Source organism: Olleya sp. YS (genome assembly GCF_029760915.1).
In the GTDB taxonomy this organism is placed as follows: Bacteria; Bacteroidota; Bacteroidia; order Flavobacteriales; family Flavobacteriaceae; genus Olleya.
This window is the reverse complement of the sequence record NZ_CP121685.1, coordinates 1,717,758-1,741,811: the sequence shown is the minus strand read 5'-3', so window position 1 is coordinate 1,741,811 and position 24,054 is coordinate 1,717,758. Positions and strand designations below refer to the sequence as shown.

23 protein-coding genes are annotated in these 24,054 nt (G+C 34.4%); 13 read left to right on the top strand and 10 right to left on the bottom strand.

All coding sequences use genetic code 11. The features are described from left to right. Positions 1-46: 46 nt before the first annotated feature. On the top strand, positions 47-718 hold the full coding sequence (locus Ollyesu_RS07925) for a hypothetical protein (RefSeq protein WP_279300698.1): 672 nt from the start codon (positions 47-49) through the stop codon (positions 716-718). 106 nt (positions 719-824) lie between these two features. Here Ollyesu_RS07925 and Ollyesu_RS07920 read toward each other — a convergent pair whose 3' ends face one another. Then, on the bottom strand, positions 825-1,244 hold the full coding sequence (locus tag Ollyesu_RS07920; RefSeq protein ID WP_279300697.1) for a (4Fe-4S)-binding protein: 420 nt from the start codon (positions 1,242-1,244) through the stop codon (positions 825-827). Positions 1,245-1,357: 113 nt separating this feature from the next. On the opposite strand from Ollyesu_RS07920, the gene kynU reads away from it, so the two are divergent. The 11 genes from kynU (at position 1,358) to Ollyesu_RS07865 (ending at position 11,313) form a co-directional block, all read left to right on the top strand. Beyond that, positions 1,358-2,623 carry a kynureninase gene (kynU, locus tag Ollyesu_RS07915; RefSeq protein ID WP_279300696.1) on the top strand — a complete coding sequence of 422 codons (1,266 nt, stop codon included), beginning with the start codon at positions 1,358-1,360 and terminating at the stop codon, positions 2,621-2,623. Between the two features lie 3 nt (positions 2,624-2,626). Beyond that, on the top strand, positions 2,627-4,024 hold the full coding sequence (locus Ollyesu_RS07910; RefSeq protein WP_279300695.1) for an NAD(P)/FAD-dependent oxidoreductase: 1,398 nt from the start codon (positions 2,627-2,629) through the stop codon (positions 4,022-4,024). 75 nt (positions 4,025-4,099) lie between these two features. Beyond that, positions 4,100-4,525 carry a RidA family protein gene (locus Ollyesu_RS07905; protein ID WP_279300694.1) on the top strand — a complete coding sequence of 142 codons (426 nt, stop codon included), beginning with the start codon at positions 4,100-4,102 and terminating at the stop codon, positions 4,523-4,525. Between the two features lie 81 nt (positions 4,526-4,606). Then, on the top strand, positions 4,607-6,046 hold the full coding sequence (locus Ollyesu_RS07900) for an aldehyde dehydrogenase (RefSeq protein WP_279300693.1): 1,440 nt from the start codon (positions 4,607-4,609) through the stop codon (positions 6,044-6,046). Positions 6,047-6,103: 57 nt separating this feature from the next. Continuing rightward, complete coding sequence (locus tag Ollyesu_RS07895) at positions 6,104-6,946, top strand: hypothetical protein (protein ID WP_279300692.1); 843 nt, start codon at positions 6,104-6,106, stop codon at positions 6,944-6,946. Between the two features lie 19 nt (positions 6,947-6,965). After that, the gene (locus Ollyesu_RS07890; RefSeq protein WP_279300691.1) at positions 6,966-7,502 is read left to right on the top strand and encodes a hypothetical protein; all 537 of its coding nucleotides are present in this window, start codon (positions 6,966-6,968) and stop codon (positions 7,500-7,502) included. Beyond that, complete coding sequence (locus Ollyesu_RS07885) at positions 7,499-8,281, top strand: SDR family oxidoreductase (protein WP_279300690.1); 783 nt, start codon at positions 7,499-7,501, stop codon at positions 8,279-8,281. Before Ollyesu_RS07890 ends, Ollyesu_RS07885 begins: the two co-directional genes overlap by 4 nt. 35 nt (positions 8,282-8,316) lie before the next feature. Then, positions 8,317-8,850 (top strand): 3-hydroxyanthranilate 3,4-dioxygenase, encoded by a 534-nt coding sequence (locus Ollyesu_RS07880; RefSeq protein ID WP_279300689.1) that lies wholly within the window; start codon positions 8,317-8,319, stop codon positions 8,848-8,850. 88 nt (positions 8,851-8,938) lie between these two features. Next, the gene (locus tag Ollyesu_RS07875) at positions 8,939-10,024 is read left to right on the top strand and encodes an amidohydrolase family protein (RefSeq protein ID WP_279300688.1); all 1,086 of its coding nucleotides are present in this window, start codon (positions 8,939-8,941) and stop codon (positions 10,022-10,024) included. Between the two features lie 55 nt (positions 10,025-10,079). Further along, positions 10,080-10,721 carry an O-methyltransferase gene (locus Ollyesu_RS07870; RefSeq protein WP_279300687.1) on the top strand — a complete coding sequence of 214 codons (642 nt, stop codon included), beginning with the start codon at positions 10,080-10,082 and terminating at the stop codon, positions 10,719-10,721. A 112-nt stretch (positions 10,722-10,833) separates the two neighbouring features. Then, positions 10,834-11,313 carry a hypothetical protein gene (locus tag Ollyesu_RS07865; RefSeq protein WP_279300686.1) on the top strand — a complete coding sequence of 160 codons (480 nt, stop codon included), beginning with the start codon at positions 10,834-10,836 and terminating at the stop codon, positions 11,311-11,313. Positions 11,314-11,398: 85 nt separating this feature from the next. Here Ollyesu_RS07865 and Ollyesu_RS07860 read toward each other — a convergent pair whose 3' ends face one another. The 5 genes from Ollyesu_RS07860 to Ollyesu_RS07840 all read right to left on the bottom strand — a co-directional run bounded on the left by Ollyesu_RS07860 (position 11,399) and on the right by Ollyesu_RS07840 (position 18,165). Further along, positions 11,399-12,916 (bottom strand): S8 family serine peptidase, encoded by a 1,518-nt coding sequence (locus Ollyesu_RS07860; protein ID WP_279300685.1) that lies wholly within the window; start codon positions 12,914-12,916, stop codon positions 11,399-11,401. 250 nt (positions 12,917-13,166) lie between these two features. Beyond that, complete coding sequence (locus tag Ollyesu_RS07855) at positions 13,167-13,454, bottom strand: twin-arginine translocase TatA/TatE family subunit (protein ID WP_279300684.1); 288 nt, start codon at positions 13,452-13,454, stop codon at positions 13,167-13,169. 58 nt (positions 13,455-13,512) lie between these two features. Beyond that, complete coding sequence (locus tag Ollyesu_RS07850) at positions 13,513-15,615, bottom strand: alpha-ketoacid dehydrogenase subunit alpha/beta (protein WP_279303068.1); 2,103 nt, start codon at positions 15,613-15,615, stop codon at positions 13,513-13,515. Between the two features lie 104 nt (positions 15,616-15,719). Then, the gene (locus tag Ollyesu_RS07845; RefSeq protein ID WP_279300683.1) at positions 15,720-16,787 is read right to left on the bottom strand and encodes a branched-chain amino acid aminotransferase; all 1,068 of its coding nucleotides are present in this window, start codon (positions 16,785-16,787) and stop codon (positions 15,720-15,722) included. 91 nt (positions 16,788-16,878) lie between these two features. After that, on the bottom strand, positions 16,879-18,165 hold the full coding sequence (locus Ollyesu_RS07840; RefSeq protein ID WP_279303067.1) for a dihydrolipoamide acetyltransferase family protein: 1,287 nt from the start codon (positions 18,163-18,165) through the stop codon (positions 16,879-16,881). A 183-nt stretch (positions 18,166-18,348) separates the two neighbouring features. Between Ollyesu_RS07840 and Ollyesu_RS07835 the strand changes: the two genes are divergently transcribed. After that, positions 18,349-18,822 (top strand): Lrp/AsnC family transcriptional regulator, encoded by a 474-nt coding sequence (locus tag Ollyesu_RS07835; RefSeq protein ID WP_279300682.1) that lies wholly within the window; start codon positions 18,349-18,351, stop codon positions 18,820-18,822. Between the two features lie 3 nt (positions 18,823-18,825). Here Ollyesu_RS07835 and Ollyesu_RS07830 read toward each other — a convergent pair whose 3' ends face one another. The 4 genes from Ollyesu_RS07830 to pcaF all read right to left on the bottom strand — a co-directional run bounded on the left by Ollyesu_RS07830 (position 18,826) and on the right by pcaF (position 24,052). Next, complete coding sequence (locus Ollyesu_RS07830) at positions 18,826-19,422, bottom strand: transferase hexapeptide repeat family protein (RefSeq protein WP_279300681.1); 597 nt, start codon at positions 19,420-19,422, stop codon at positions 18,826-18,828. A 3-nt stretch (positions 19,423-19,425) separates the two neighbouring features. Next, the gene (locus tag Ollyesu_RS07825) at positions 19,426-20,178 is read right to left on the bottom strand and encodes an enoyl-CoA hydratase/isomerase family protein (RefSeq protein WP_279300680.1); all 753 of its coding nucleotides are present in this window, start codon (positions 20,176-20,178) and stop codon (positions 19,426-19,428) included. A gap of 57 nt (positions 20,179-20,235) precedes the next feature. Next, positions 20,236-22,773 carry a phenylacetic acid degradation bifunctional protein PaaZ gene (gene paaZ, locus Ollyesu_RS07820; protein ID WP_279300679.1) on the bottom strand — a complete coding sequence of 846 codons (2,538 nt, stop codon included), beginning with the start codon at positions 22,771-22,773 and terminating at the stop codon, positions 20,236-20,238. A 64-nt stretch (positions 22,774-22,837) separates the two neighbouring features. Then, on the bottom strand, positions 22,838-24,052 hold the full coding sequence (gene pcaF, locus Ollyesu_RS07815) for a 3-oxoadipyl-CoA thiolase (protein ID WP_279300678.1): 1,215 nt from the start codon (positions 24,050-24,052) through the stop codon (positions 22,838-22,840). Positions 24,053-24,054: the final 2 nt, after the last annotated feature.

Sequence of the window (24,054 nt, the reverse complement as noted above, 5' to 3'; positions counted from 1 at the left end):
TAGTTGAAACGAAAAAAGACTTGACTATCTTTACAAAAACATTACAATGAAAAAATTACTTTTAATAACTGTTGCACTAACTTATTTTTCATGCAAAAATGATATTAACAAAACCAATGAACAACTCAAAACAGAACTTACTAATGCACAGAAAATAGCTGAAGCACATGGCGTGTATAATTGGAATACAGTATCCGAAATTGGCTTTACGTTTAATGTAGATAGAGATACTATTCATTATGAGCGTTCGTGGATTTGGAAACCCAAAACTCAAGACGTGACGCTAATAACCAAAAGTGATACTATTAGCTATAACAGAACCAAATTAGATAGTTTAAGTATCAAAACAGACGCTGGATTTATTAACGATAAGTATTGGCTATTAGCACCTTTTCAGTTAGTTTGGGATAGCGGAACGATTATTACAGATTCTATAAATACGACTGCACCAATTAGTAAAAGTAAGTTGAATAAATTAACCATTGTATACGGAAAAGAAGGTGGTTATACACCTGGAGATGCTTACGACTTTTTTTATGGCAAAAATTATATGATTAAAGAATGGGTTTTTAGAAAAGGTAATATTAAAGAACCATCTATGATAACAACTTTTGAAAATTATGAAGATTTTAATGGCATCAAAATAGCTAAAGATCATAAAAAACTAAACGGTAATTGGAATCTTTATTTTACTAATATTTCAATAAAAACTAAATAATAAACATCTAAAACTAGTGTTTGACTCGTATATATTATAATTCCGCTTTATGCGACAACATAAACTTTGGAAGGGCTTCGTAAACCAAAATTGCGAAGCCCTTTTTCTATCCTTTAAAATCAGCATCAGTATGTGCTCCATCACAATATGGTTTGTTTTTAGAAGCACCACATCTGCAAAAAGCAGTGGTTTTATTTTTGACTTCTTCTTTTCCGTTTTTATGAGTAATATTCAAAGTTCCATAGACCAATAAAGGACCATTCTCTCTGACTTCTACTTTGGTTTTTAATGTTTGTTTTTCTTTATTCTCTTCGCCATTCATGTAATAACTTAAAGCACCAGATGGACAAGCTTTTACTTGTTTTACTAAATCTTGTGTCGACGCTTCATTAATCTTTATCCATGGTCTTTCTTTTGGTTTAAAGACTTCTCCAAGCCCTTTTACACAAATACCCGAATGGATACATGCATCTGGTTTCCAAACTATAGTCACTTCATTATTACTGTATTCTTTAGTTTTACTCATAATATTCTTTTTATTAAATATACAAAAAACAATCTTTTTTGTCTCTTACATTTCACCTTTCGTCCTAACCTAATTATTCTTATTTTTGTTGGACACCGTAAAATACAATTACCTTGACCAACTATAAATTAGGTTTAGATTTTGCTAAACAATTAGACAAAAACGATACGCTAGCTAGCTTTCGTGATCAATTTCATATTCCTAAAGACCATGATGGCAATGATATAATCTACCTTTGCGGAAACTCATTAGGATTGCAACCTATAATAACCAAAGACTATATTAACCAAGAACTTATAGATTGGGCTAATTTAGGTGTAGAAGGTCACACCAAAGGTAAAAACCCATGGTTGCATTATCACGAGTTTTTAACAGCTACTATGGCTAACATCATTGGCGCTAAACCTTCTGAAGTTGTGGTTATGAATTCCTTAACTGCCAACCTTCATTTTATGATGGTTAGCTTTTATCAGCCTACTGCTAACCGTTATAAGATTCTAATAGAAGCAGATGCTTTTCCTAGTGATAAATATGCAGTAGAATCTCAATTACGTCATCATGGATATGATGATAAAGAAGGTTTAATACTCTGGAAAGCTAGAGAAGGTGAAGAACTAGCAAATTACCAAGATTTAGAGAACATTTTAAAAGAACAAGGTGACGAGATTGCACTAATCATGATTGGTGGAGTTAATTATTATACAGGTCAATTTTTTGATCTTAAACGCATTACAGAATTAGGTCACAAACATGGATGTGTCGTTGGTTTTGATTGTGCACATGGAGCAGGAAACGTTGCATTAAATTTACACGATTCAGGTGCAGACTTTGCAGTTTGGTGTAGTTACAAATATTTAAATTCTGGTCCAGGAAGTTTATCTGGTGCATTTGTGCACGAGCGTCATGCAAACCGAAAAGACCTTAACAGGTTTACAGGTTGGTGGAGCCACAATAAGCAAACACGCTTTAATATGCGTGACGAGTTTGACCAACTTCCAGGAGCCGAAGGTTGGCAACTCTCCAATCCACCAATATTATCTATGGCTGCCATAAGAGCATCACTAGATATCTTTAAAGAAGCAGGTTTCGATAAACTATTAAAAAAATCAAAAGAGTTAACAGGTTATTTTGAGTTTTTAATTAATCAACTTAATAACTCAGACATAAAAATCATAACACCTAAAAATCCAACCGAAAGAGGTTGCCAGCTCTCTATTCAAGTAAAAAATGCTGATCGGAATTTACATGATAAATTAACAGAAGCTGGAGTGATTAGCGATTGGAGAGAGCCAGACGTGATTAGATGTGCTCCTGTACCATTATACAACTCTTTTGAAGATGTTTATAATATGGTAGAACGGTTAAAAGACATTTTATAAATAATGAGCAAACAACAAAACATACTAATCATTGGTGCAGGACTCTGCGGAAGTTTACTAGCCTTAAGACTAGGTCAAAGAGGTTATAATGTAACCGTATACGAAATGCGTCCAGACCTACGAAAAACAGATATCTCAGCAGGTCGATCTATCAATTTAGCGTTCTCAGACAGAGGTAATAAAGCCATGAAATTGGTAGGCATCGAAGACAAAGTAAAAGATTTGTGCATACCAATGAATGGACGTATGATTCATGATAAAGAGGGTAATACATTTCTTTCAAATTATAGTGGTCGTGATCATGAGTATATTAACTCAATATCTCGCGAAGGACTTAACTCGTTATTACTAGACGAAGCAGAAAAACATAACAATGTGACCATACATTTTAATAAAAAATGTAAGTTTGTAGATTTTGAAAATACAACAGCACTTTTTCAAGATTATGATTCTAAAGACGAATTTATAGAAGATGCAGATTGTATCATCGCTACAGATGGAGCAGGTTCTGCCTTGCGAAAAAGCTATTATTTAGGTAAAAAGTTCTTATTTAGTTTTTCTCAAAACTATTTAACTCATGGTTATAAAGAATTAAGTATCCTTCCAACAGAAACTGGCGATTACAAAACCTATAAAAACGCTTTACATATTTGGCCAAGAGGTGATTTTATGGTCATTGCATTACCAAATTTAGATGGCAGTTTTACAGTGACTCTTTTTTTAAGCTATGACGAAGGCGAATACAATTTTAATAATTTAACGACTCCAGAAATTGTTACTGAGTTTTTTCAAAAAGAGTTTCCTGATGCTTTAGCGCTAATGCCAAATTTAGTAGACGACTTTTTTAGCAACCCAACAGCACCTTTAGGAACTGTAAAATGTTCTCCTTGGCACTATAAGGGTAACACACTATTAATGGGTGATTCCGCACACGCAATTGTTCCTTTTTATGGACAAGGTATGAATGCGTCTTTTGAAGACGTTGTCGAATTTGATGCTGTTCTAGACAAATTTGAAGGCAATTGGGAAACAGTCTTTTCAGAATACGAAAAAACAAGAAAAAAAGATACCGATGCAATTGCAGATTTAGCTGTTGATAATTTTCATGAAATGAAAGATCATGTTGGTCAAGCCATATTTCAGGAAAAGCGAAAAATAGAACAAGCTTTAGAAAAAGAATTCCCAAACGAGTATTCATCTAAATATAGTTTAGTAACTTTCAATGAGCATATTGGTTATCGTGAAGCTATGCTACGTGGTCGTGCTCAAGACAAAGCCATTTTAAATATGTTGTCTGATGGAATTATTAAACCCTCAGATAATTTAAAAGATGTTTTAAGCAAAGTAAAAATAGAAACTGAAGCCATTCTTGAAGATGATAGAATTGCTGGGTTGAAATAGTTAACAGTTAGCTAATTAAAAATAAATTGAGATAAGCTGAAAGAATAAATAATGAGATCCTGAAACAAGTTCAGGATGACAAAAAATAAACAAATGAACCAAGGAACTAAAGTAACACCAAGAGGAGCCTATCCACATGTAAAACAAGTTGGCAATTTCATTTTCGTTTCAGGAACCAGTTCTCGAAGATCAGATAACAGTATTGCTGGAGTAGATATTATCGACGAGATGGGAACTAAAAAACTAAACGCCTACACACAAACGCAAGAAGTTTTAAAAAACATAGACACCAATCTTAAAAAAGTTGGCGCTAGTTTAAAAGATGTTGTAGATGTTACCTCCTTTTTAGTAAACATGAATGACTTTGCAGATTACAATAAAGCATATGCCGAATTTTTTGACAAAGAAACAGGACCAACCAGAACAACAGTAGCTGTACATCAATTACCACATCCAGACTTAGTAGTAGAAATTAAGGTTGTTGCCTATGTTGGAAGTTAATTTATAAATCTAAAGTCTCCTCGAGCGCAGTCGAGAGGTTACTTAAATTAGGTCTCGACTGCTCTTGACCAGATAAAAAAAATGAATATCAAAAACTACATAAACGGAAACTTTCACAATCCTATTGAAGACCAATGGATAAACAACTATAATCCTAGCAATGGAGAAGTTAACGGACAAATTCCTAACTCTTCAAAAGCAGATGTAGAAAACGCTTATATAGCTGCAAAATCAGCCTTTCCAGTTTGGTCGCAAACCACACTAGAAGAACGTAGTAGACTACTTATTAAAATTTCAGAATTATTAGAGGCCAACTTACAACGCTTCGCTGAAGCAGAAAGCAAAGACAATGGTAAGCCAATAAGTTTAGCAAAAGCAGTAGATATTCCAAGAGCAGCCAGTAACTTTCGCTTTTTTGGTAATGCAATAACGCAGTTTGCTAGCGAAAGTCACGAAAGTGTTGGACAACAAGCAGTAAATTATACTTTACGACAACCTATTGGTGTTGTTGGTTGTATTTCTCCTTGGAATTTGCCTCTCTATTTATTTACATGGAAAATTGCACCAGCAATCGCTGCAGGTAATTGCGTCGTTGCCAAACCAAGTGAAGTCACTCCAATGACAGCGTATTTATTAGGCGAAATCTGTAATGAAGCAGGACTACCAAAAGGTGTTTTAAATATTGTGCATGGACTTGGTACAACAACTGGACAGGCTATTATAGAACATGAAGACATCAAAGCCATTAGCTTTACTGGAGGCACTGCAACAGGAGCACATATAGCTAAAGTAGCTGCACCTATGTTTAAAAAGTTATCGTTAGAATTAGGCGGGAAAAACCCAAACATCATTTTTGCAGATTGTGATTATGATGATATGTTAAATACTACTGTTCGATCCTCATTTGCTAATCAAGGTCAGATTTGTTTATGTGGAAGCAGAATTTTTGTTGAAGATTCTATTTATCAAAAATTTAAAAAAGATTTTGTAGCTAAAGTCAAAACATTAAAAGTTGGACATCCATCTGAAGCCTCAACAAACATTGGAGCGTTAGTCTCTAAACCGCATTTAGAAAAAGTAAAAGACTATATAGACATTGCAAAACAAGAAAACGGAACCGTTTTATGTGGTGGAAATCAAGTCACAGTAAAAGGTTTTGAAAACGGATATTATTTAGAACCAACCGTAATTGAAGTACAAAGTGACGACTGTAGAGTCAATCAAGAAGAAATTTTTGGACCAGTGGTTACCATCATGCCATTTAAAACAGAAGACCAAGTCTTACAAATGGCAAACAAAGTAAAATATGGTTTATCTGCTACGTTATGGACAAACAATCTTAAACGCACCATGCGAATGACTAACCAATTACAAGCAGGTATCGTTTGGGTAAACACTTGGATGATGCGAGATTTACGTACGCCTTTTGGAGGTATAAAAGCAAGTGGTGTTGGTCGTGAAGGTGGATTTGAAGCACTCAGGTTTTTTACTGAAGCCAAAAATGTATGTATAAAGTATTGATGTCATATTAAACAATTAAAAGACTAAGCAATCTTTTAAATTGAATATTATATTTCTGTGAAACAAAAACTTTCAGTAAAAAAAGCGATTATTTATGGTCAGTTAATGGTTAATTTACCTGTTTTGATTTGTTTGGTAAGCTTACCCTTATTATTTTTCTTTTTATCAAGTAAAGGCTTCATTGATGATTTAACCGCTTTAATAATTGGAGTACTTTTAGGTGTAATTTTAGCTTGGTTAGTTTGGAGTGTACTAATAACCAAATGGCGAATTTGGGCTTACAGTAATGTTAATAATCTGCATGAATTGAAACGTCAAGCAATTCGAAAAAAGCTTATTTGGGAGGAAGGTTCTACCTTTGAGAGAACTGAATATCGATCTAAAACAGATAACATTATATTAAAAACACTTGAACTAAAGTTTAATGAAAAGGAAGTTTTTGAAGAAGATATTTCAATCCCAGAAGACACCAAAATTTACTATTCATTCTCATCAGCATTATTTATAGTTTTATTTATGATTATTGCAACAATAGCAGGAATATATTTGATTTCTAAAAACAGTAATAGTTCGGTTTTAATTGGAGGGGTTTTAATTGCAGTAGGCTTATTTTCCTTAAGAGAAGCTTACAAAAAACTAACTAATAGAGAACCTCAAATTATAATTAATTCTGAGGGAATCTATACAGAAGACAATAAATTTAAGGGTTGGGTAAACATACATGAAGAGCGCATATTAAGTGAAGGTTTTGGTAGTTCAACAAAATATTTTTTAGCCTTTAGTGATGATAATTATAACTTTACAAAAATTGAGCTTGAAAACTTAAATATTAAAGCTAGTAAATTAGAAAATTTATTAAGAACTTACAGAATACGATTTAATAAGAAAAATCAAAATTAACTTTTACAACAATCTTACAATGAAATATAAACCAACTATTTTAGTCGTCCTTTTTACATTAGTATCAACCTTCATTTTCTCTCAAGAAAATTGGCAAACTTTTGAAACAGAAACTTTTGCAATTAATTACCCAGAAGATTGGAGCTATAGTGATAATAAACCTAATCCAATGGTGCAAGCCGTTTTTTTTAGCCCAGAAATTACACAAGTAAAAGACCAATTTAGAGAAAACGTCAATTTAACTGTGGAAGATTTAAAAAGTGTTGAATTAAATATCCAAGAATATACCAAATTAGCACTAGATCAGGTTGAAAAACAAATCTCTTCTGCTAAAATACTTAATCAATCATCGACAACTATTAGTGGTTTAGAAGCTAGAATTATAATTTGGTCTGCAGATTTCGGAAATGGAATTCTACTAAAACTCAAACAATTATATACTATTAGTAACGGTAAAGCCTATGTTTTAACATTTAGTAGTACAATCGCTGAATATGATGAGTATAGCGAAATTGGAGATAACATTCTAAAAAGTTTTAAATTATTAAATACATGAATCTAAACCTAAATAACAAATACGCATTAGTGTGTGGTAGTACAGCTGGAATAGGCAAAGCAACCGCTTTGGCTTTAGCTGAAGAAGGTGCAATAGTCACACTAATTGCTAGAAACGAAGACAAACTAAAAGCTACTCTTAAAGAGTTACCTCAACAAAGACCTCACGATTATATTGTTGCTGATTTTTCAAATCCATCAGATTTAAAAGCTAAAGTTTCGGATTATATATCTAATAATCATGGCTTTCATATTTTAGTTAATAACACAGGAGGACCAAAAGGAGGGCCTGTTTTTTCTGCAGATATTGAAGAATTTGAAAACGCTTTTACACAGCATTTAAAATGTAATCATGTGTTGGCTCAAACTGTTGTTCCGTTTATGAAACAAGAAGGTTTTGGACGTATAATTAATGTCATTTCTACCTCTGTAAAACAACCTTTAGATGGACTTGGAGTTAGTAATACCATTCGTGGCGCAGTAGCTAATTGGAGTAAAACTTTGGCTAACGAGTTAGGTCAATTTGGTATTACAGTAAATAACGTATTACCAGGAGCAACAGGAACAGAACGCTTAACCGAAATTATTAAAAACAAATCAGCAAAAACAGGTCATACAGAAGCAGAAGCTGCTAGTGCAATGAAAAATGCTGTACCAGCTAAACGATTTGCAAAACCAGAAGAGTTAGCAGATGCCATCACCTTTTTAGCAAGTGAACGCGCTGCTTATATAAACGGAATTAATCTTCCGGTTGATGGCGGAAGAACAAAAAGTTTGTAACTTTATACAATGACACAATCTAAAATATTTTAACCATGAGCAAATTATTTCCACCAATAAATTTTAAAGAATGGATTGAAGAAAACAGACACCTTTTGAAACCACCTGTTGGTAATAAAGTAGTCTGGAAAGATGGTGATTTTATTGTCATGGTTGTTGGTGGTCCTAATAGTAGAAAAGATTATCATTACAACGAAACGCCTGAGTTTTTCTATCAAGTAGAAGGTGATATTGTATTAAAAGTTATCGATAAAGGCACACCAAAAGACATTCATATTAAAGAAGGAGACATCTTTTTATTACCTCCAAAAGTACCACATTCGCCACAACGTGGAGCCAATACGGTTGGCTTAGTCATTGAGTATCCAAGAGAGAAAGGTGTAAAAGATGCTTTACTTTGGTTTTGCGAAAATTGTACAACTAAATTGTACGAAGAAGACTTTACTTTAGACAATATAGAAACAGATATGCCTAAGATATTTGATGCATATTATGGCGATTCAGACAAACGTAGTTGTCCAAATTGTGGACAAGTGATGCAACCACCAAAAAAGGTGCAGGTAGAATAAAATTAAAGTCGTCATTACGAGGAAGTATGACGAATTAATCTCTTTATAAAAAGATTGCCACGCCAAAAGGCTCGCAATGACAATAAATATGGAAAAACGGAAACTAAGAATTAACGGTCACTCACACTTATTACCCTATCCAGAGGAAATTCCTCAGTTTATGAAAGATAAAGGTATTTTTTGGGTGGATAAAGACCGAAAATTTATGCTCCAAAAAGATTGGAACAGACCAATAACAGATTCTTCGTTCTTTTTAAATGAAAAATTAGCATGGATGGAGCGTTTCAATATTGACCATGCAGTCGTCTTAAACTTGTCTCAACTATATGGTAATGGATTGCGCGTTGAAGAAATGAAGCAAGCCTTACGTTTTCAAAACGATTTTAATGCTAAAGTACAACACGAAAATCCAAGTAAATTTACTTGTGGATTTGTAGTGCATCCTGGTTTTGTGCGAGGTGCTTGTTGGGAAATTGAACGTTGTGTGGAAGAATTAGGCATGCAATTATTATGTTTACCAACACACTATATGGATACTATTGGGACTTGGCGTTGTATTTTTGATGAGGAAAACGAGCCGATTTTTGAATTAGCAAATAAATATAATTTAGCAGTAGAAATCCATCCGTATGATGGTGAAAAATTTATAAAATTAGAAAATACGTCTTGGCGATTTCATTTAATTTGGATGCTAGCACAATGTGCAGATGCGTATCATTTTTTAACCCTAAATGGTTACCAAGATAAATATCCAAATATGCGTACGTGTTTTGCACATGGTGGACAATTAGCACAAATTAACTTAGGACGACGTATACAAGGCTTTGATGGACGACCAGATTTATTTGAAGGTAAAAGTCACCCAAGAAAAGCAGTAGGACACAAAAACATCTTTTTTGATACCTTAGTCCATGATACAGGTGGATTAGAGTTATTAATTAAAAATCAAACCTCTAAACAAGTACTAATGGGATTAGACGATCCGTATCCTTTAGGAGAAATGGAAAGTGAGAAACAATCCTCCTATCCTGGAAAAATTCTTGATTTAGCAATGCAACGTAACATTATTACTGAAACACAACGTGATGCTATTTGGGAAGACAATGTCATCCAATGGTTATGTGGTGATGATCAAGCAGCTAAAGACAAATTAGTAAAACGAATCTTAGGATAACTTAATGTCTCCTCGAGCGCAGTCGAGAGGTTTAAAAGAAATAATATTTTATTAAATGTATTTTTTACCAGAAAAATTAGACGAGTATGTTGTTGCTCATAGTCAAGAAGAGCCAGAATTATTGCAACAATTAACTAGAGAAACCTACCAAAAAATATTACAACCTATCATGCTATCAGGACCATATCAAGGTCGAGTGTTAAGCATGATTTCTAAATTAATAAGACCAAAAACCATACTAGAACTAGGGACTTTTACAGGTTACGCTACTTTGTGTTTAGCAGAAGGATTACAATCTGAAGGCGAAATACATACCATTGATGTTAATGAAGAATTAGTAGATTTTCAGCGTAAATATTTTGATAAGTCTGATTTTGGACCTCAAATACATCAACATTTAGGACCTGCAATAGATATAATACCAACGCTAGATAACACTTTTGACTTGGTATTTATAGATGCAGATAAGCCTAATTATGTTAATTATTTTCATTTAGTAATTGACAAGCTAAATTCTGGCGGAATTATACTATCAGACAATGTGTTGTGGCACGGAAAAGTGATAGAGCCTTTAGACGATAAAGATACTTCTACAAAAGCAGTGCTAGAGTTTAATATGCTTTTAAAACAAGATAAACGTATTGAAACTGTGTTACTACCAATACGTGATGGATTGACGATTAGTAGAAAAGTGTAAACTTGACTTAATTAAAAAAATCAACTAACTTCGTTTAACGATTGATAAAAAACATCAGTGCTGAGCTTGTAGAATTAAATAAGTTGTATATCATTTAAGAAAACCAACACCAATGAAACAAATTTTTAAAAAAATAAAAACTGGAATTGGAGTCGGCGAACTTAAATTTGGAGTATCAAAAGATCAAGCAAAAAAAATATTAGGTGAACCTGATGATTTTGAAAAATATTCCTATTCAAATACTGAAAAAGATTTAACGGAAATATGGTATTATAAAGATTTAGGACTGAATATTTCTTTTGATGAAGAAGAGGATTGGAGGCTTTGTTTGATAACTATAGAATCTAAAACTTACCTATTTGAAAATAAGATATTTATTGGACAAAATAAAAACGAAACATTATCGGAATTAAAAAATCTTAAAATAATTGATATTGAATATGAGGATATGTCAACTCTTGAAAATCCAACTCATGAATTATATTCTTCAGACTCTTTAGGAATTAATTTTTGGTTTGATAATAATAAATTATCTGAAATTCAAGTAAGTCCTTTATTTAAAGATAATGAAACAATAAATTGGCCAGAATAAGAAAACAAAAAGCGTTAAACGATCCTCAAAAAAACAAAAAAGCCTCTCTAAATAGAGAGGCTTTTTCATTTTTAAATTTCAGGTTTTATTGTACAGCCTGTAAAGCATCTATATTACCATATCCAAAACTACTGTTTTTATAAGGATAAAATTCTGCAGATTGCTTTAATCTGTTTAACACTTGTGTTCTTGACCAAGAAGGATATCTTGACCATACCAATGCTGCAATACCAGCTGTAGTGGCTGTTGCTACAGATGATCCACCTGTATAACGTCTATCTCCATTATAAAACCCTAATACTGGAGGTGCTTTGCTAGTGTTGTTATCTCCTTCCATAATAATGGTAAAATCTATTTTACTACCACTATGGCACGTATCACATCTGTCATAATTTGGTCCATCATCTACTCCAGTAACTGCAACAGTCTCGCTCATAGTTGCTGGAAATATCACTCCAAAACCATTAGTAAAACTAGTCGACGTTCCTCCTGCTGCAAAGATTAATTTTCCTTTACTGTAAGCATAACGCACTGCATCCTTTATGTTTCCGATAGACCACACATAACCAATAGACATAGAAATAATTTTTACATCACTTCTGTTACCTAATTGTGTTAATGCTTTAGATACACCTTTACGCTCATGATAGTCGTTTAACAACACATCTTCTGTTGCTCTATAAGCAACTAGATTGGCATTGTATGCCACACCAACTGGCATTCCGTTATCGTTTCGTGGTGCTGCCATAGCAGAAGCCATAGCTGTACCATGTCCACACTTATCATGTGGTCCATCATAATTACTAGACCACCACCAATTAGAATCTATAAAGGTTCCGTATTTTTGAATGTATCTAGAGTTAGATGAATAGCCATCTTTAAATCCATTTCCGTTTAGTAATGATTGTGAAGCTGACACACCTGTATCTATTAATCCAATAGTAACTCCAGATCCAGTACTATAGTTCCATGCAGCAGGAATATTATGCTCATTAAAATGCCAAGAGATTTGTGCATTGTTTGGACTAGTAGTCGTGTAATGCGCAGGATTTATGTAATCTGCGCCTTTATCGCATCCAGAACTAGAACGTGCATTATTTACAGTCTCGTAATGATTGTATCCATTAGGTTCTAAATACCTAATACCATCACTATTTAATAGTAGTTTTATGGTCGAAAATTGTTCCACTTTTACATCTACTACGTTTATAATCTCATGCTCATAAACTGTTTTTTCACTTCGTTCAAAACCTTCATTGGCTTCTACAAGTTGCAAAATATTATCTAATGTGGATTTTAATCGTTCTGTTTTGACTTCTGCAAAACTTTCGTCTTCATTACCATATCCAATAGTTAAAATATTATTACCTCTAATTACTGCACTCCAAAGTGTGTGTGGTGTGGCATCTTTCCAATCAAAAGTACCAGTTGTAGATATACTCTCGTTAATAATTGCATTAATCTCAGGGATTGTTAATGCCTCTTCTTGATTGATGCTTTTGGCATCCTCTTCTGGATGGTCTAAATAGGTTTCATTTTGACAAGCATTAAATACAGTAAATACTACCAAAAGTAATGATAGCTTTAGTAATGGTTTTCTCATTTTTTATATAGTTTAAGGTTGATGCTTAAATATATAAATTATTCTTAAAAAAAAGTTAACAAAAATGATGAATTAATAAACAAACTATGTGTTTGGTATTAAATTGATAGTTTTAAATTATAAACATGAAGTTTAATGTAGTTGTGTATTGCGTTAGCGGTAGAAGTGACATCCTTTTTTTGCTGGCATATATGGCAAAAAAAGATATAACGGATGACGCGACCCTTGTGGTAACGCCCAAATAATTAAACTATAATTTACGACGTACAGATCCAGTGAAGTCTTCCAGATCGTCTTTAACTTTTTTAAGTTCTTCGTTTACGTCTTGTGTAATACTAGTATCCAGACCGTTACGCTCTGCAGATTTAGTGATTTCGGTTTTAATGTCATTAGTTGCGTCTTTTAAAGTACGCATCCCTTTACCTAATCCTCGTGCAATTTCAGGAATATTTTTGGCACCAAAAACCATAACAACGATGAGCAAAATAAAGATAATTTCGCCACCACTAATAAATAAAAATGTTGTTACGTTAATCATGCTACAAATATACTAAGTAGATTGAAACAACATTTAAAAATGACGTTAAATCGTTCTATTAATAATTAATCAGAGTTTGAATTTTAGCTTTCACTTTTTCTGTAGAAGGAATCATGGTTTGCTCTAAAGTAGAATTTAAAGGAATAGCTGGCATATTCTCGCTACCAATAGTCATAACAGGAGCATCTAAAAACTTAAAGCACTCTTCTTGAATTTTACCAGCTAAAGCTCTTGCAAAACTATTATTTGAAGGTTCTTCTGTAACCACTAAACATTTACTTGTTTTTTTAACCGATTTCATGATTGTGTCTTCATCTAAAGGAAATAAGGTACGTAAATCAATAATTTCAATTTGGTCGCGCATATCTAATTCTCCAGACGCATTGTAAGCCCAATGGACTCCCATTCCGTAAGTAACAATGGTTAAGGTTTCTACGTTCTCTTGTTTCCAAATTTCTTGTAAAACCCAAGCTTTACCAAAGGGTAACACGTAATCTTCGCTTGGCTCAATAGATGTTGCGCCTTGTGTTCCTGGTACTTTTGACCAATATAATCCTTTATGCTCTAATATAACCACTGGATTTGGATCGTAATACGCTGCTTTCATCAAGCCTTTTAAATCGGCTCCATTACTAGGGTAAGCGATTTTTATACCACGAATATTAGTAATTACACTTTCTACAGATGACGAATGATATGGTCCACCACTTCCGTATGCACCAATTGGCACACGTAAAATCATAGAAACTGGCCATTTTCCGTTTGATAAATAACAGCTTCTACTAACTTCTGTAAATAACTGATTTAATCCAGGCCAAATATAATCTGCAAACTGAACCTCAACTATTGGCTTTAATCCTACTGCGCTCATGCCAACTGTTGACCCAACAATAAAAGCTTCTTGTATTGGTGTGTTAAACACACGATCATCTCCAAATTTTTGAGCCAATGTTGCTGCTTCTCTAAACACACCACCCAATCGTCCGCCAACATCTTGTCCGTATAGTAAACACTCTTTATGCTTTCGCATTAACTCCTCAACCGCAAATAATGCGCAATCTACCATTACGACTTTTTCGGCACCTTCTGGTGCACGAGTTCCTTTTTCTTCTGTGATTGGTGTTGGCGCAAAATCGTGAGTAAATAAATCTTCAGGTTTTGGGTCTTCTGCTTGTAACGCTTTTTCAAAATCTAATTGCACTTTCACTTTTGCGGAATGTTCTATCGCTTCGACTTCCTTTTCACTGAAACCAGCATCTAATAGCTGCTGCTTTAACACTGGATATGGGTCGCGAGAACGTGCTTCCTCTAAATCATCACGATACCATTCCATTCTAACTCCAGAAGTATGATGATTTAACAAAGGTACTTTAGCGTGAACCAAAAATGGACGACGTTCTGTTCTTATTGTTTTAATTACTTTTTCTAAAGCTTCATAGCTTTCTGTAAAGTTTGCTCCATCAATAGAAATAGCTTCAAGTCCATGAAAACCTTGTGCATATTCATAGGCATTTTGCGCTCTAGTTTCTGCTTCATTTGCAGAAATATCCCAACCATTATCTTGTACCAAATACAAAATGGGCATTTGTTTTAAAGCTGCCATTTGGAAGGCTTCTGCGATTTCACCTTCAGTAACTGATGCGTCGCCAAGTGAGCAAACTGTGATTGGTTTTAGAGAGTTCTCGACTGCGCTCGAACGGACAGTGATTGTCTCCTCGAGCGTAGTCGAGAGGTTATCTAAACCTTGTAATTCTTTATACTGCATTCCCATTGCAACACCTGTTGCAGGTATGGCTTGCATACCTGTTGCTGAAGATTGGTGTGGGATTTTTGGTTTATCATCATCTTTTAAACTTGGATGCGAATAATAGGTTCTTCCTCCAGAAAACGGATCGTCTTTTTTTGCTAATAATTGCAACATTAAATCATAAGGTTCTAATCCAAATGATAATAACATTGCATCATCTCTGTAATAAGGAAACGCATAATCTTGAGGTAATAATTGTAAGCCTAAAGCAATCTGAATAGCTTCATGACCTCTTGATGTTGCGTGTACATATTTTGAAACTTGTTTAAAATTAGCTTCATATAGTTCTGCCATAGCTTTTGCTATGCAGAGTTTTGAAAATCCTTTTTCTAGTATATTTTTTTTCATATTCATTTCCCACGAAAGTGGAAATCTCATTAATTGTATTTATTCTTTTATTGTGGCTTCTCGATACAATTTGTTCGTACCTCACAAATCACTCGAAGTGAGGTTATGTTTTAAGCTAATTCTTTTTCAACCTTAATCATCCACCCAAATTTATCTTCAATCTTACCTGTTTTTATAGCGTTTAAAGTATCATTCACTTCCAAACCTACTGGACTTTCATTAGATACGTGGATGGTTTCACCATCAACACCAATTTCTTGAATGTAAGCAATACCAACTGCTGTTCCTGTTCCAAAAGCTTCTTCTAGTGTATTGCTTTTAGAAGCTTCTTTAATTTCGTCAATCGTGATTGCGCGCTCGACAACTTCAAATCCTTTATCTCTTAAAACATCTATAACGCTCATACGTGTAATACCATCTAAAATAGAACCATCACGTTTTGGAGTAATGAATTTTCCACCGATTTTAAAGAAGATATTCATCGTTCCCACTTCCTGAATATACTTATGTTCTACTGCGTCTAACCACAACACTTGGTCATAGCCTTTTGCTTTTGCTAATTCGGTTGGACGTATAGCTGCTGCATAATTTCCTGCTGCTTTAGCTTCTCCTGTTCCACCATTTGCTGCACGTATATATTGTTTTTCTGCCCATAGTTTTATGCGCTTACTAAAAAATGGTCCAGCTGGTGAAGCCATGATTATAAACTTAAAATGAGTAGCTGCACGCATACCAATAAATGGCTCGTCTGCATACATAAAAGGTCTTAAATACAAAGCACTTCCATCTGTAGGCGGAATCCAATTACGTTCTAAATCAACCAATTGTTTTAAACCTTCTACAAATAAATCTTCAGGAAAGTTTGGCATTCCCATTCTGTCTGAACTTGTGTTCAATCGAGCAGCATTTTTATTGGCTCTAAACAACATTGGATTACCTTCACCATCAACTGTTGCTTTCATACCTTCAAAAATAGCCTGACCATAATGCAAAGCCATAGCTGCTGGATGTGTTGGAATTAATGCTAACGGTTCTATTCTTGGGTTTTCCCATATTCCGTTATTGTAATCACAGACAAACATGTGGTCTGTAAAAGTTGTCCCTAATGGAATATTGTTGAAATCGATATTTTCAACTTTAGATTGCTGAACTTTGGTTATTGATATATTGTAACTCATAATATTTATTCTTTTTGTCATTGCGAGGAATGAAATGACGTTGCAATCTCATTAAACAGATTCCCACGCTTCGCTCGGAATGACGATGCTTCTATATTTTTCGGTTTACATCAAATTGCTCAAAATAATCGGCTACACGACGTACAAAACTTCCTCCTAAAAAGCCATCTACAACACGATGATCGAATGATAATGATAAATACATCATACTTCGTATTGCTATTTCATCGCCATTTTCGGTTTCAATAACTTCTGGTCTTTTCTTAATAATTCCTAAAGCTAAAATGGCAACTTCCGGTTGATTGATTATTGGTGTTCCCATGACGCTTCCAAACGTTCCAACATTTGAAATTGTAAACGTGCTTCCTTTAATATCATCACCAGCTAATTTGTTTTCTCTTGCTTTTCCTGATAGTTCATTTACGTTAGCTGCAATTGTTTTCAAATCTTTAGTATCAGCATTCTTTACTACTGGAACGATTAAATTTCCGCTAGGTAAAGCTGTTGCCATCCCGATATTAATGTCTTCTTTAACGATTATGTTTTTACCATCGACAGACGCATTTATATTTGGAAAATCTTTAACAGCTTTTGCTACTGCTTCTACAAACAAAGGTGTGAATGTTAGGCGTTCGCCATACTTTTCTTGAAAGGCTACTTTATTTGCATTTCGCCAGTTTACCATGTTTGTTAGATCGGCTTCAACGTAAGCAGTAACGTGTGGTGACGTGTGTTTAGAATACACCATATGATCTGCAATCATTTGACGCATTCTGTCCATTTCAATCACTTTCCCTTTGCCTTTATCGAATTTTAATTGTGGAATGCGATAAGCAGTTGGATCTTGTTGTGCTACAGGCTGTGCGAACTTAAATGGTCGTCCTTCTTCTATATATTGAAACACATCGCTTTTGCGTAATCGACCTTCGTTTCCTGTTGCAGGAATTCGAGCTAACTCTTCAAAACTAATATGATGTTCTTGTGCTATCTTTATAATTAATGGCGAAAAGAATGTATTTGAATTTGAAACACTGAAAGACTTTGACGTTTCAGTTGAAGCTGGAGTTGGTTTTGGTCTTTTTACTTTTGCTTTGTTCTCGACTGCGCTCGAACTGACAGTTTTTTTAGTCTCAACTGATTTAGAAGATTTTGCTTCTTCTGAAACTTCAAGAATTGCCATAACCTCTCCAACTGGCACAACATCTTTTGCTTGGAATAATGTTTTCACCAAAGTTCCTGATGCTGGTGCTGGCACTTCGTTATCTACTTTATCTGTTGCAACTTCAAGAATAATATCGCCTTCGTCAAAGCTATCTCCTTCAGAAACTAACCAGTTGATGATAGTACCTTCTGTAATACTTTCGCCCATTTTGGGCATTTTAAGTTGAAAATCTGCCAATAGTTTTAATTTTAAAGAATTAAAATTAATCAATTTCAACTTTTAAATATGTTAATATCTTTACATTAACTTATATATAGAATATAATTCTAATTAATTTTAATAATTAAGATTTTAATTCTTTATATTGTAAATTTATAGCTTTAATAATTACAATTTTCTATGTTACATAATCTTGATAAAATAGACACTAAAATCCTATCATTACTTCAGCAAAATAGTAATAGAACCACTAAAAGTATTGCTGAAGAATTAGGCATGACCACTACTCCTGTTTTTGAACGTATTAAAAAACTGGAAAAACAAGGCTATATTAAAAAGTATGTTGCTATTCTAAACAATAAGAAAATTGGTTTAAAACAGACCGTTTTTATTGGCATTACCTTACAAGGTCACACAAGAAGTTATCTGGAAAAATTTGTAAAACAAATTAACAATTTCCCAGAAGTGATAGAGTGTCATCGTGTAAGCGGTAATTTTGATTACCTATTAAAATTAGTAGTTGAAGACATTGAAGCTTATGAAACCTTTATTATTTCGAAATTAACCCTATTACCGTATTTAGGAAATGTCCAAAGTTTGATTACTCTATCTACTGGAAAGGAAACTAATGAGATTGATTTGAGTCGGGTTTAAGAACTACTTCTTAAACGTATCTCTCAAATTTTTATAAGCCTCTTCTTGTTTTGGTAAATCTGTTGGCACTTCTCTTAAAGGTTCAACTTCTTTAAGTGTTTCTTGACAATCGGTTGGTAATTGTTGGTAGAGTTTTGTGCCTTTTGTTTTCCAAGCCATCATCTCGTCACTAACTTGCTTAACAACTTTTGCTGGATTTCCAACAACTAAACTACGTTTAGGGATTATAGTTTCCGCTTTTACAAACGTCATTGCTCCAACAATGCTCTCATCACCAATTTCGGCATCATCCATGATTACGGAATTCATTCCAATTAAACAATTACGTCCTAAATTTGCTCCATGAATAATGGCTCCATGACCAATATGCGCACTTTCTTTGAGTGTAATTGATTTACCAGGAAACATGTGAACTGTACAATTCTCCTGAACATTGACACCATCTTCTAAAATAATTTGTCCCCAATCTCCACGAATAGCAGCACCTGGACCAATGTAACAGTTTTTACCGATAATTACGTTTCCTGTTACAGCAGCCAAAGGATGTACAAAACTAGATTCGTGAACGACTGGTGTAAAACCTTTAAAACTGTAGATCATTTGCTATTTAAACCCTTTTAATTTCTCTTTTGTAAATTCTGAAAGCACTAATCTTCCGCTAGTAGCAGCACGTTCTGCTAATAAGTCATCCCAATCATCAGTACCTTTCCAAAATATCTTTTTCATTTCTAACATCGCTTCTGTATTGTAGGTACATAAATGCTCTGCGGTAGCTTTTACAGCCTCATCCAATTCTTCTGTACTTTCATAAACATGCGTGAATAGGCCTTTTTGCTTAGCCCATTCTGGAGGATAAAATGTATTTGCATCTATTGCAATTTGTGACATTGCGCTTAATCCCATTTTACGTTCAATTGCTGGTCCAACTACAAATGGTCCAATGCCTATATTTAATTCGCTTAATTTAATAGCTGCAAATTTAGTAGCCATACAATAATCTGTTGAAGCTGCTAAACCAACACCTCCTCCAACAGTTTTTCCTTGTATGCGTCCGATGATAAATTTTGGACATTTACGCATTGCGTTGATGACATTGGCAAATCCAGAAAAGAATACCTTCCCAGTTGCTTCATCATTAATATTGATAAGTTCATTAAAACTAGCTCCTGCACAAAACGTTCGGTCTCCTCCACTTTTTAATACAATTACTTTTATAGCGTCATTTGTTCCAGCATCTGTTATGGTTTGGGCTAATTCTGCTAATATATCGCCTGGTAATGAGTTGTGAGCAGGATGGAAAAACTCTATGTATCCTACTTCGTTTTCAATATTTAATTTAACGTATGGGTCACTCATATTTTTATCTAATCATTGAGACCTCTCGACTGCGCTCGAGGTGACATTAGTTTCTATTTATATTAATCCGAATTGCTCGAAATGGTGGTTCAAATGCTTTCGCTCCAATAAATACCACTCATATTTATTTAATTCTCCAAAAACCATATTATTTAATTTAGCATCTGGATTTTCTTTAAAATACTCTATATATCTTTCTCTTTGCTCTTTAAATTTTTCAATAGCTGTTGTTAAATCTTTGTGCTTCAATGCATCTAAAGTATCCTTTTCTAATAATGGAAATTGTGAATTTTTAGGAAATTTATTATAATTCCATAGACTATTTTTTACCTTTTCAAGAATCTTTTCTGGTGTTGAAATCTCAAAATCCTGAATTTCGCCTGAGGCTATTTTATAGGTATATTCTAAATGTTCAACCATGTGTTGTGGTGTCATGATGCCCCAATTTGGTTTCGTGTCTTCTTTTAACTTTGAAAGACATTCATCAATTTTGTCATCAGTCATTTCAACAAAAGTTTCTTGCTTTTTCTCAACCATAGTTAATATCGTTGCGACTGCTACTAACGGACTGTCTTTTTCAGTTTTTTGAGATTCTGGTCGGTTTTCAAAGTTAGCATCAAATACCTCAACATGCCATTTTACGATTCCGCTAGGATGTTCCGCGGAAGCGACATCTCTATCTACTTTCTCCTTGCAAGTCAATCGTACATAAATGGTATCGTTATGATATAAAGGTCTTAAAAATCGGATACTATCTAAGCCATAATTGGCTGCTACAGGTCCTTTATTTGGATACACAAATAAGCCTGCTGCTGCAGAAATAATGAAATAACCATGAGCCGTTCTTTTCTCAAAAATACTTCCGTCTAAAGACGTAATATCAGTATGTGCATAAAAATGATCCCAAGTTAAATTGGCAAAATTTTGAATGTCATTATCTGTAATTGTTCGTTTGTGGGTTTTTAGTGACATTCCTGGCTGAATGTCTTCCCAATGGTATTGAAATGGATGCTGCTCTGCTTCCTTATATTTTGCGTTTTGCTGGTAAATACCAGTGATTTCTGTTATGGTTGTAGGCGAACCTTGAATGGCTGTACGTTGTAAATAATGTTTTATTCCACGCATGCCTCCCATTTCTTCTCCACCTCCAGCACGTCCTGGACCACCATGAACTAAATATGGTAATGGCGAACCATGACCTGTACTTTCTTTAGCCATTTCGCGATTAATCACCATAATTCGTCCGTGATGACTTGCTGCATTTATCACATAATCTTTTGCAATTTTATCATCATTTGTTGCAATTGATGACACCAATGAGCCTTTACCCATTTGTGCTAAAGTAATGGCTTCATCTAGATTTTTATATGGCATTAAAGTACTTACTGGACCAAATGCTTCACGTTCGTGAATGATTGTATTCTGGAATGGATGGTCAGCTCTGAGTAAAATCGGATTAATAAAAGCACCTTTTTTAGCATCTGCTCCAATGGTTTCAATTTTGTCTAAATCACCATAAACAATTTGTGCTTCTTTGGCTAAATCATTCACTGAATCACGAACTGCTTGTACTTGTTGACGACTGACTAACGATCCCATTCGGACTTCTTTTAATCTTGGATCACCAATGGTGACTTTATCTAATGCTTTTCCTAATGCGATTTGAACGTCTTCAACTAGGTTTTCTGGGATAATAATTCTACGAATTGCTGTACATTTCTGTCCAGCTTTTACGGTCATTTCTTTCCTGACTTCTTTAATAAATAAGTCAAATTCTGGTGTTCCAGGAACTGCATCTTCTCCTAAAATAGATGCATTTAAAGAATCGGCTTCCATGGTAAATGGTACAGATTCTTGTATTAATCTTGGATGTGCTTTAAGCAATCTTCCTGTTTGAGCAGAACCTGTAAAGGTGACTACATCTTGAGATTCTACTGTGTCTAAAATGGTTTTTACGGTTCCGTTTATAATTTGTAATGCGCCTTCTGGTAAAATTCCAGAATCAATTATGGTTCTTGCAACTGCTTCTGCTAAATATGAAGACGAAGGTGCAGGTAATACTACTGCAGGCACTCCTGCCATCCAGTTTACAGCACATTTTTCTAACATTCCCCAAACTGGGAAATTGAATGCGTTAATATGTACTGCAACTCCTTTTTTAGGCACCATAATATGATGTGCCATGAAACGTCCACCACGAGACAAATCGATAGGATCTCCTTCTACGTGAAACGATTGGTTTGGAAATAATTTTCTAAGTGAGGCATTAGCAAATAAGTTTCCAAAACCACCTTCAATATCAATCCAACTGTCTACTTTGGTTGCTCCTGTTCGATAACTTAAATCATAAAACGCATCTTTTCGTTTTGTAAGATATAATGCTAATTTTTTAAGCATATTTCCACGCTCTTGGAAAGTCATCTTCCTAAGAACTTCTCCTCCTTTAGTTCTTCCGTAGTTTAATATTTCTGGAATATCAAGACCTTCAATTGCTACACTTGTAAAGGCTTCGCCTGTTACTGCATCAAGAATTGGTTGTCCTTTTTCTTTTCCTGTTGTCCATTGTCCTTGGACGTAATGTTGTATTTTTTTCATATCATTCAATTGAGACCTCTCGCTTCTCGACTCCGCTCGAAGTGACAGCTCGAGGTGACATTTGCTATAAATTAATGTTTTCTATTACGCAAGCATAGCCTTGTCCAACTCCAATACACATAGTAATCAGTGCATAACGCTTTTGTTGTTCTTGTAACTCTAAAGCTGCCGAATATGCAATTCGCGCTCCAGTTACACCAAGCGGATGACCTATTGCAATAGAACCTCCATTTGGGTTTAACCTTTTATCATCGTCTACTAATCCCCATGCTCTTGTACATGCTAATGCTTGCGCAGCAAATGCTTCATTTAGTTCAATAACATCCATATCATCCATTTTCAAACCTGCTTTTTCTAACGCTTTATTAGACGCTTGTACTGGACCAATTCCCATAATTCTTGGCTCTACACCAACCACAGCAGAACTTACAATTCGCGCTAATGGTTTTAGGTTATATTTTTTCACAGCATCTTCTGAAGCTATTATTGTTGCTGCTGCGCCATCATTTAATCCTGAAGAATTTCCTGCTGTTACACTTCCACCTTCTTTTTTAAAGGCTGCTCTTAACTTACCTAACACTTCTAAAGATGTGTTTGGTTTTACAAATTCATCTTTTGAAAATTGAATTGGGTCTTTTTTACGTTGTGGGATTTCAACTGTGACAATCTCTTTTGATAGTCTTCCGTTTTCTTGCGCTTTAGTCGCTTTCATTTGACTCCAATAGGCAAACTTATCTTGATCTTCTCTTGAAATATTATATTTCTCTACTAGGTTTTCAGCAGTTACTCCCATTCCGTCAGTACCATATAATTTTTGCATTTTCGAATTGATAAAACGCCATCCAAAACTTGAATCATACATCTTAGAATCGTTTCCAAATGCACTTGATGGTTTGGCGATGACGTATGGTCCACGTGTCATATTCTCGACACCACCAGAAATAAACACATCTCCATCTCCTGCTTTTATAGCACGATTAGCATGTATAATAGCAGATAATCCTGAACTACATAAACGGTTTATGGTTTCGCCAGGAACAGTAAATGGTAATCCAGCTAATAACGAGGACATACGTGCTACGTTACGATTGTCTTCTCCTGCTTGATTAGCGCAACCCATAATAACATCATCGTAAGCCTCTTTTGGAATGCTTGGGTTTCTTTTTACAATTTCTTTAATTACTATTGCGCCTAAATCGTCTGTGCGAACAGCAGATAAGGTGCCTTTGTAATTTCCAATTGGTGTTCTAATTCCGTCTATTATGTATGCTTCTTTCATAT

Coding starts and splice junctions, on each gene's coding strand:
- Ollyesu_RS07865 (WP_279300686.1), top strand. CDS start 10,834: ATGAAACAAATTTTTAAAAAAATAAAAACTGGAATTGGAGTCGGCGAA.
- Ollyesu_RS07860 (WP_279300685.1), bottom strand. CDS start 12,916: ATGAGAAAACCATTACTAAAGCTATCATTACTTTTGGTAGTATTTACT.
- Ollyesu_RS07880 (WP_279300689.1), top strand. CDS start 8,317: ATGAGCAAATTATTTCCACCAATAAATTTTAAAGAATGGATTGAAGAA.
- Ollyesu_RS07845 (WP_279300683.1), bottom strand. CDS start 16,787: ATGAGTTACAATATATCAATAACCAAAGTTCAGCAATCTAAAGTTGAA.
- Ollyesu_RS07900 (WP_279300693.1), top strand. CDS start 4,607: ATGAATATCAAAAACTACATAAACGGAAACTTTCACAATCCTATTGAA.
- pcaF (WP_279300678.1), bottom strand. CDS start 24,052: ATGAAAGAAGCATACATAATAGACGGAATTAGAACACCAATTGGAAAT.
- Ollyesu_RS07875 (WP_279300688.1), top strand. CDS start 8,939: ATGGAAAAACGGAAACTAAGAATTAACGGTCACTCACACTTATTACCC.
- Ollyesu_RS07905 (WP_279300694.1), top strand. CDS start 4,100: ATGACAAAAAATAAACAAATGAACCAAGGAACTAAAGTAACACCAAGA.
- Ollyesu_RS07850 (WP_279303068.1), bottom strand. CDS start 15,615: ATGAATATGAAAAAAAATATACTAGAAAAAGGATTTTCAAAACTCTGC.
- Ollyesu_RS07910 (WP_279300695.1), top strand. CDS start 2,627: ATGAGCAAACAACAAAACATACTAATCATTGGTGCAGGACTCTGCGGA.
- Ollyesu_RS07825 (WP_279300680.1), bottom strand. CDS start 20,178: ATGAGTGACCCATACGTTAAATTAAATATTGAAAACGAAGTAGGATAC.
- paaZ (WP_279300679.1), bottom strand. CDS start 22,773: ATGAAAAAAATACAACATTACGTCCAAGGACAATGGACAACAGGAAAA.
- Ollyesu_RS07835 (WP_279300682.1), top strand. CDS start 18,349: ATGTTACATAATCTTGATAAAATAGACACTAAAATCCTATCATTACTT.
- Ollyesu_RS07830 (WP_279300681.1), bottom strand. CDS start 19,422: ATGATCTACAGTTTTAAAGGTTTTACACCAGTCGTTCACGAATCTAGT.
- Ollyesu_RS07925 (WP_279300698.1), top strand. CDS start 47: ATGAAAAAATTACTTTTAATAACTGTTGCACTAACTTATTTTTCATGC.
- Ollyesu_RS07890 (WP_279300691.1), top strand. CDS start 6,966: ATGAAATATAAACCAACTATTTTAGTCGTCCTTTTTACATTAGTATCA.
- Ollyesu_RS07840 (WP_279303067.1), bottom strand. CDS start 18,165: ATGCCCAAAATGGGCGAAAGTATTACAGAAGGTACTATCATCAACTGG.
- Ollyesu_RS07920 (WP_279300697.1), bottom strand. CDS start 1,244: ATGAGTAAAACTAAAGAATACAGTAATAATGAAGTGACTATAGTTTGG.
- Ollyesu_RS07870 (WP_279300687.1), top strand. CDS start 10,080: ATGTATTTTTTACCAGAAAAATTAGACGAGTATGTTGTTGCTCATAGT.
- Ollyesu_RS07885 (WP_279300690.1), top strand. CDS start 7,499: ATGAATCTAAACCTAAATAACAAATACGCATTAGTGTGTGGTAGTACA.
- Ollyesu_RS07855 (WP_279300684.1), bottom strand. CDS start 13,454: ATGATTAACGTAACAACATTTTTATTTATTAGTGGTGGCGAAATTATC.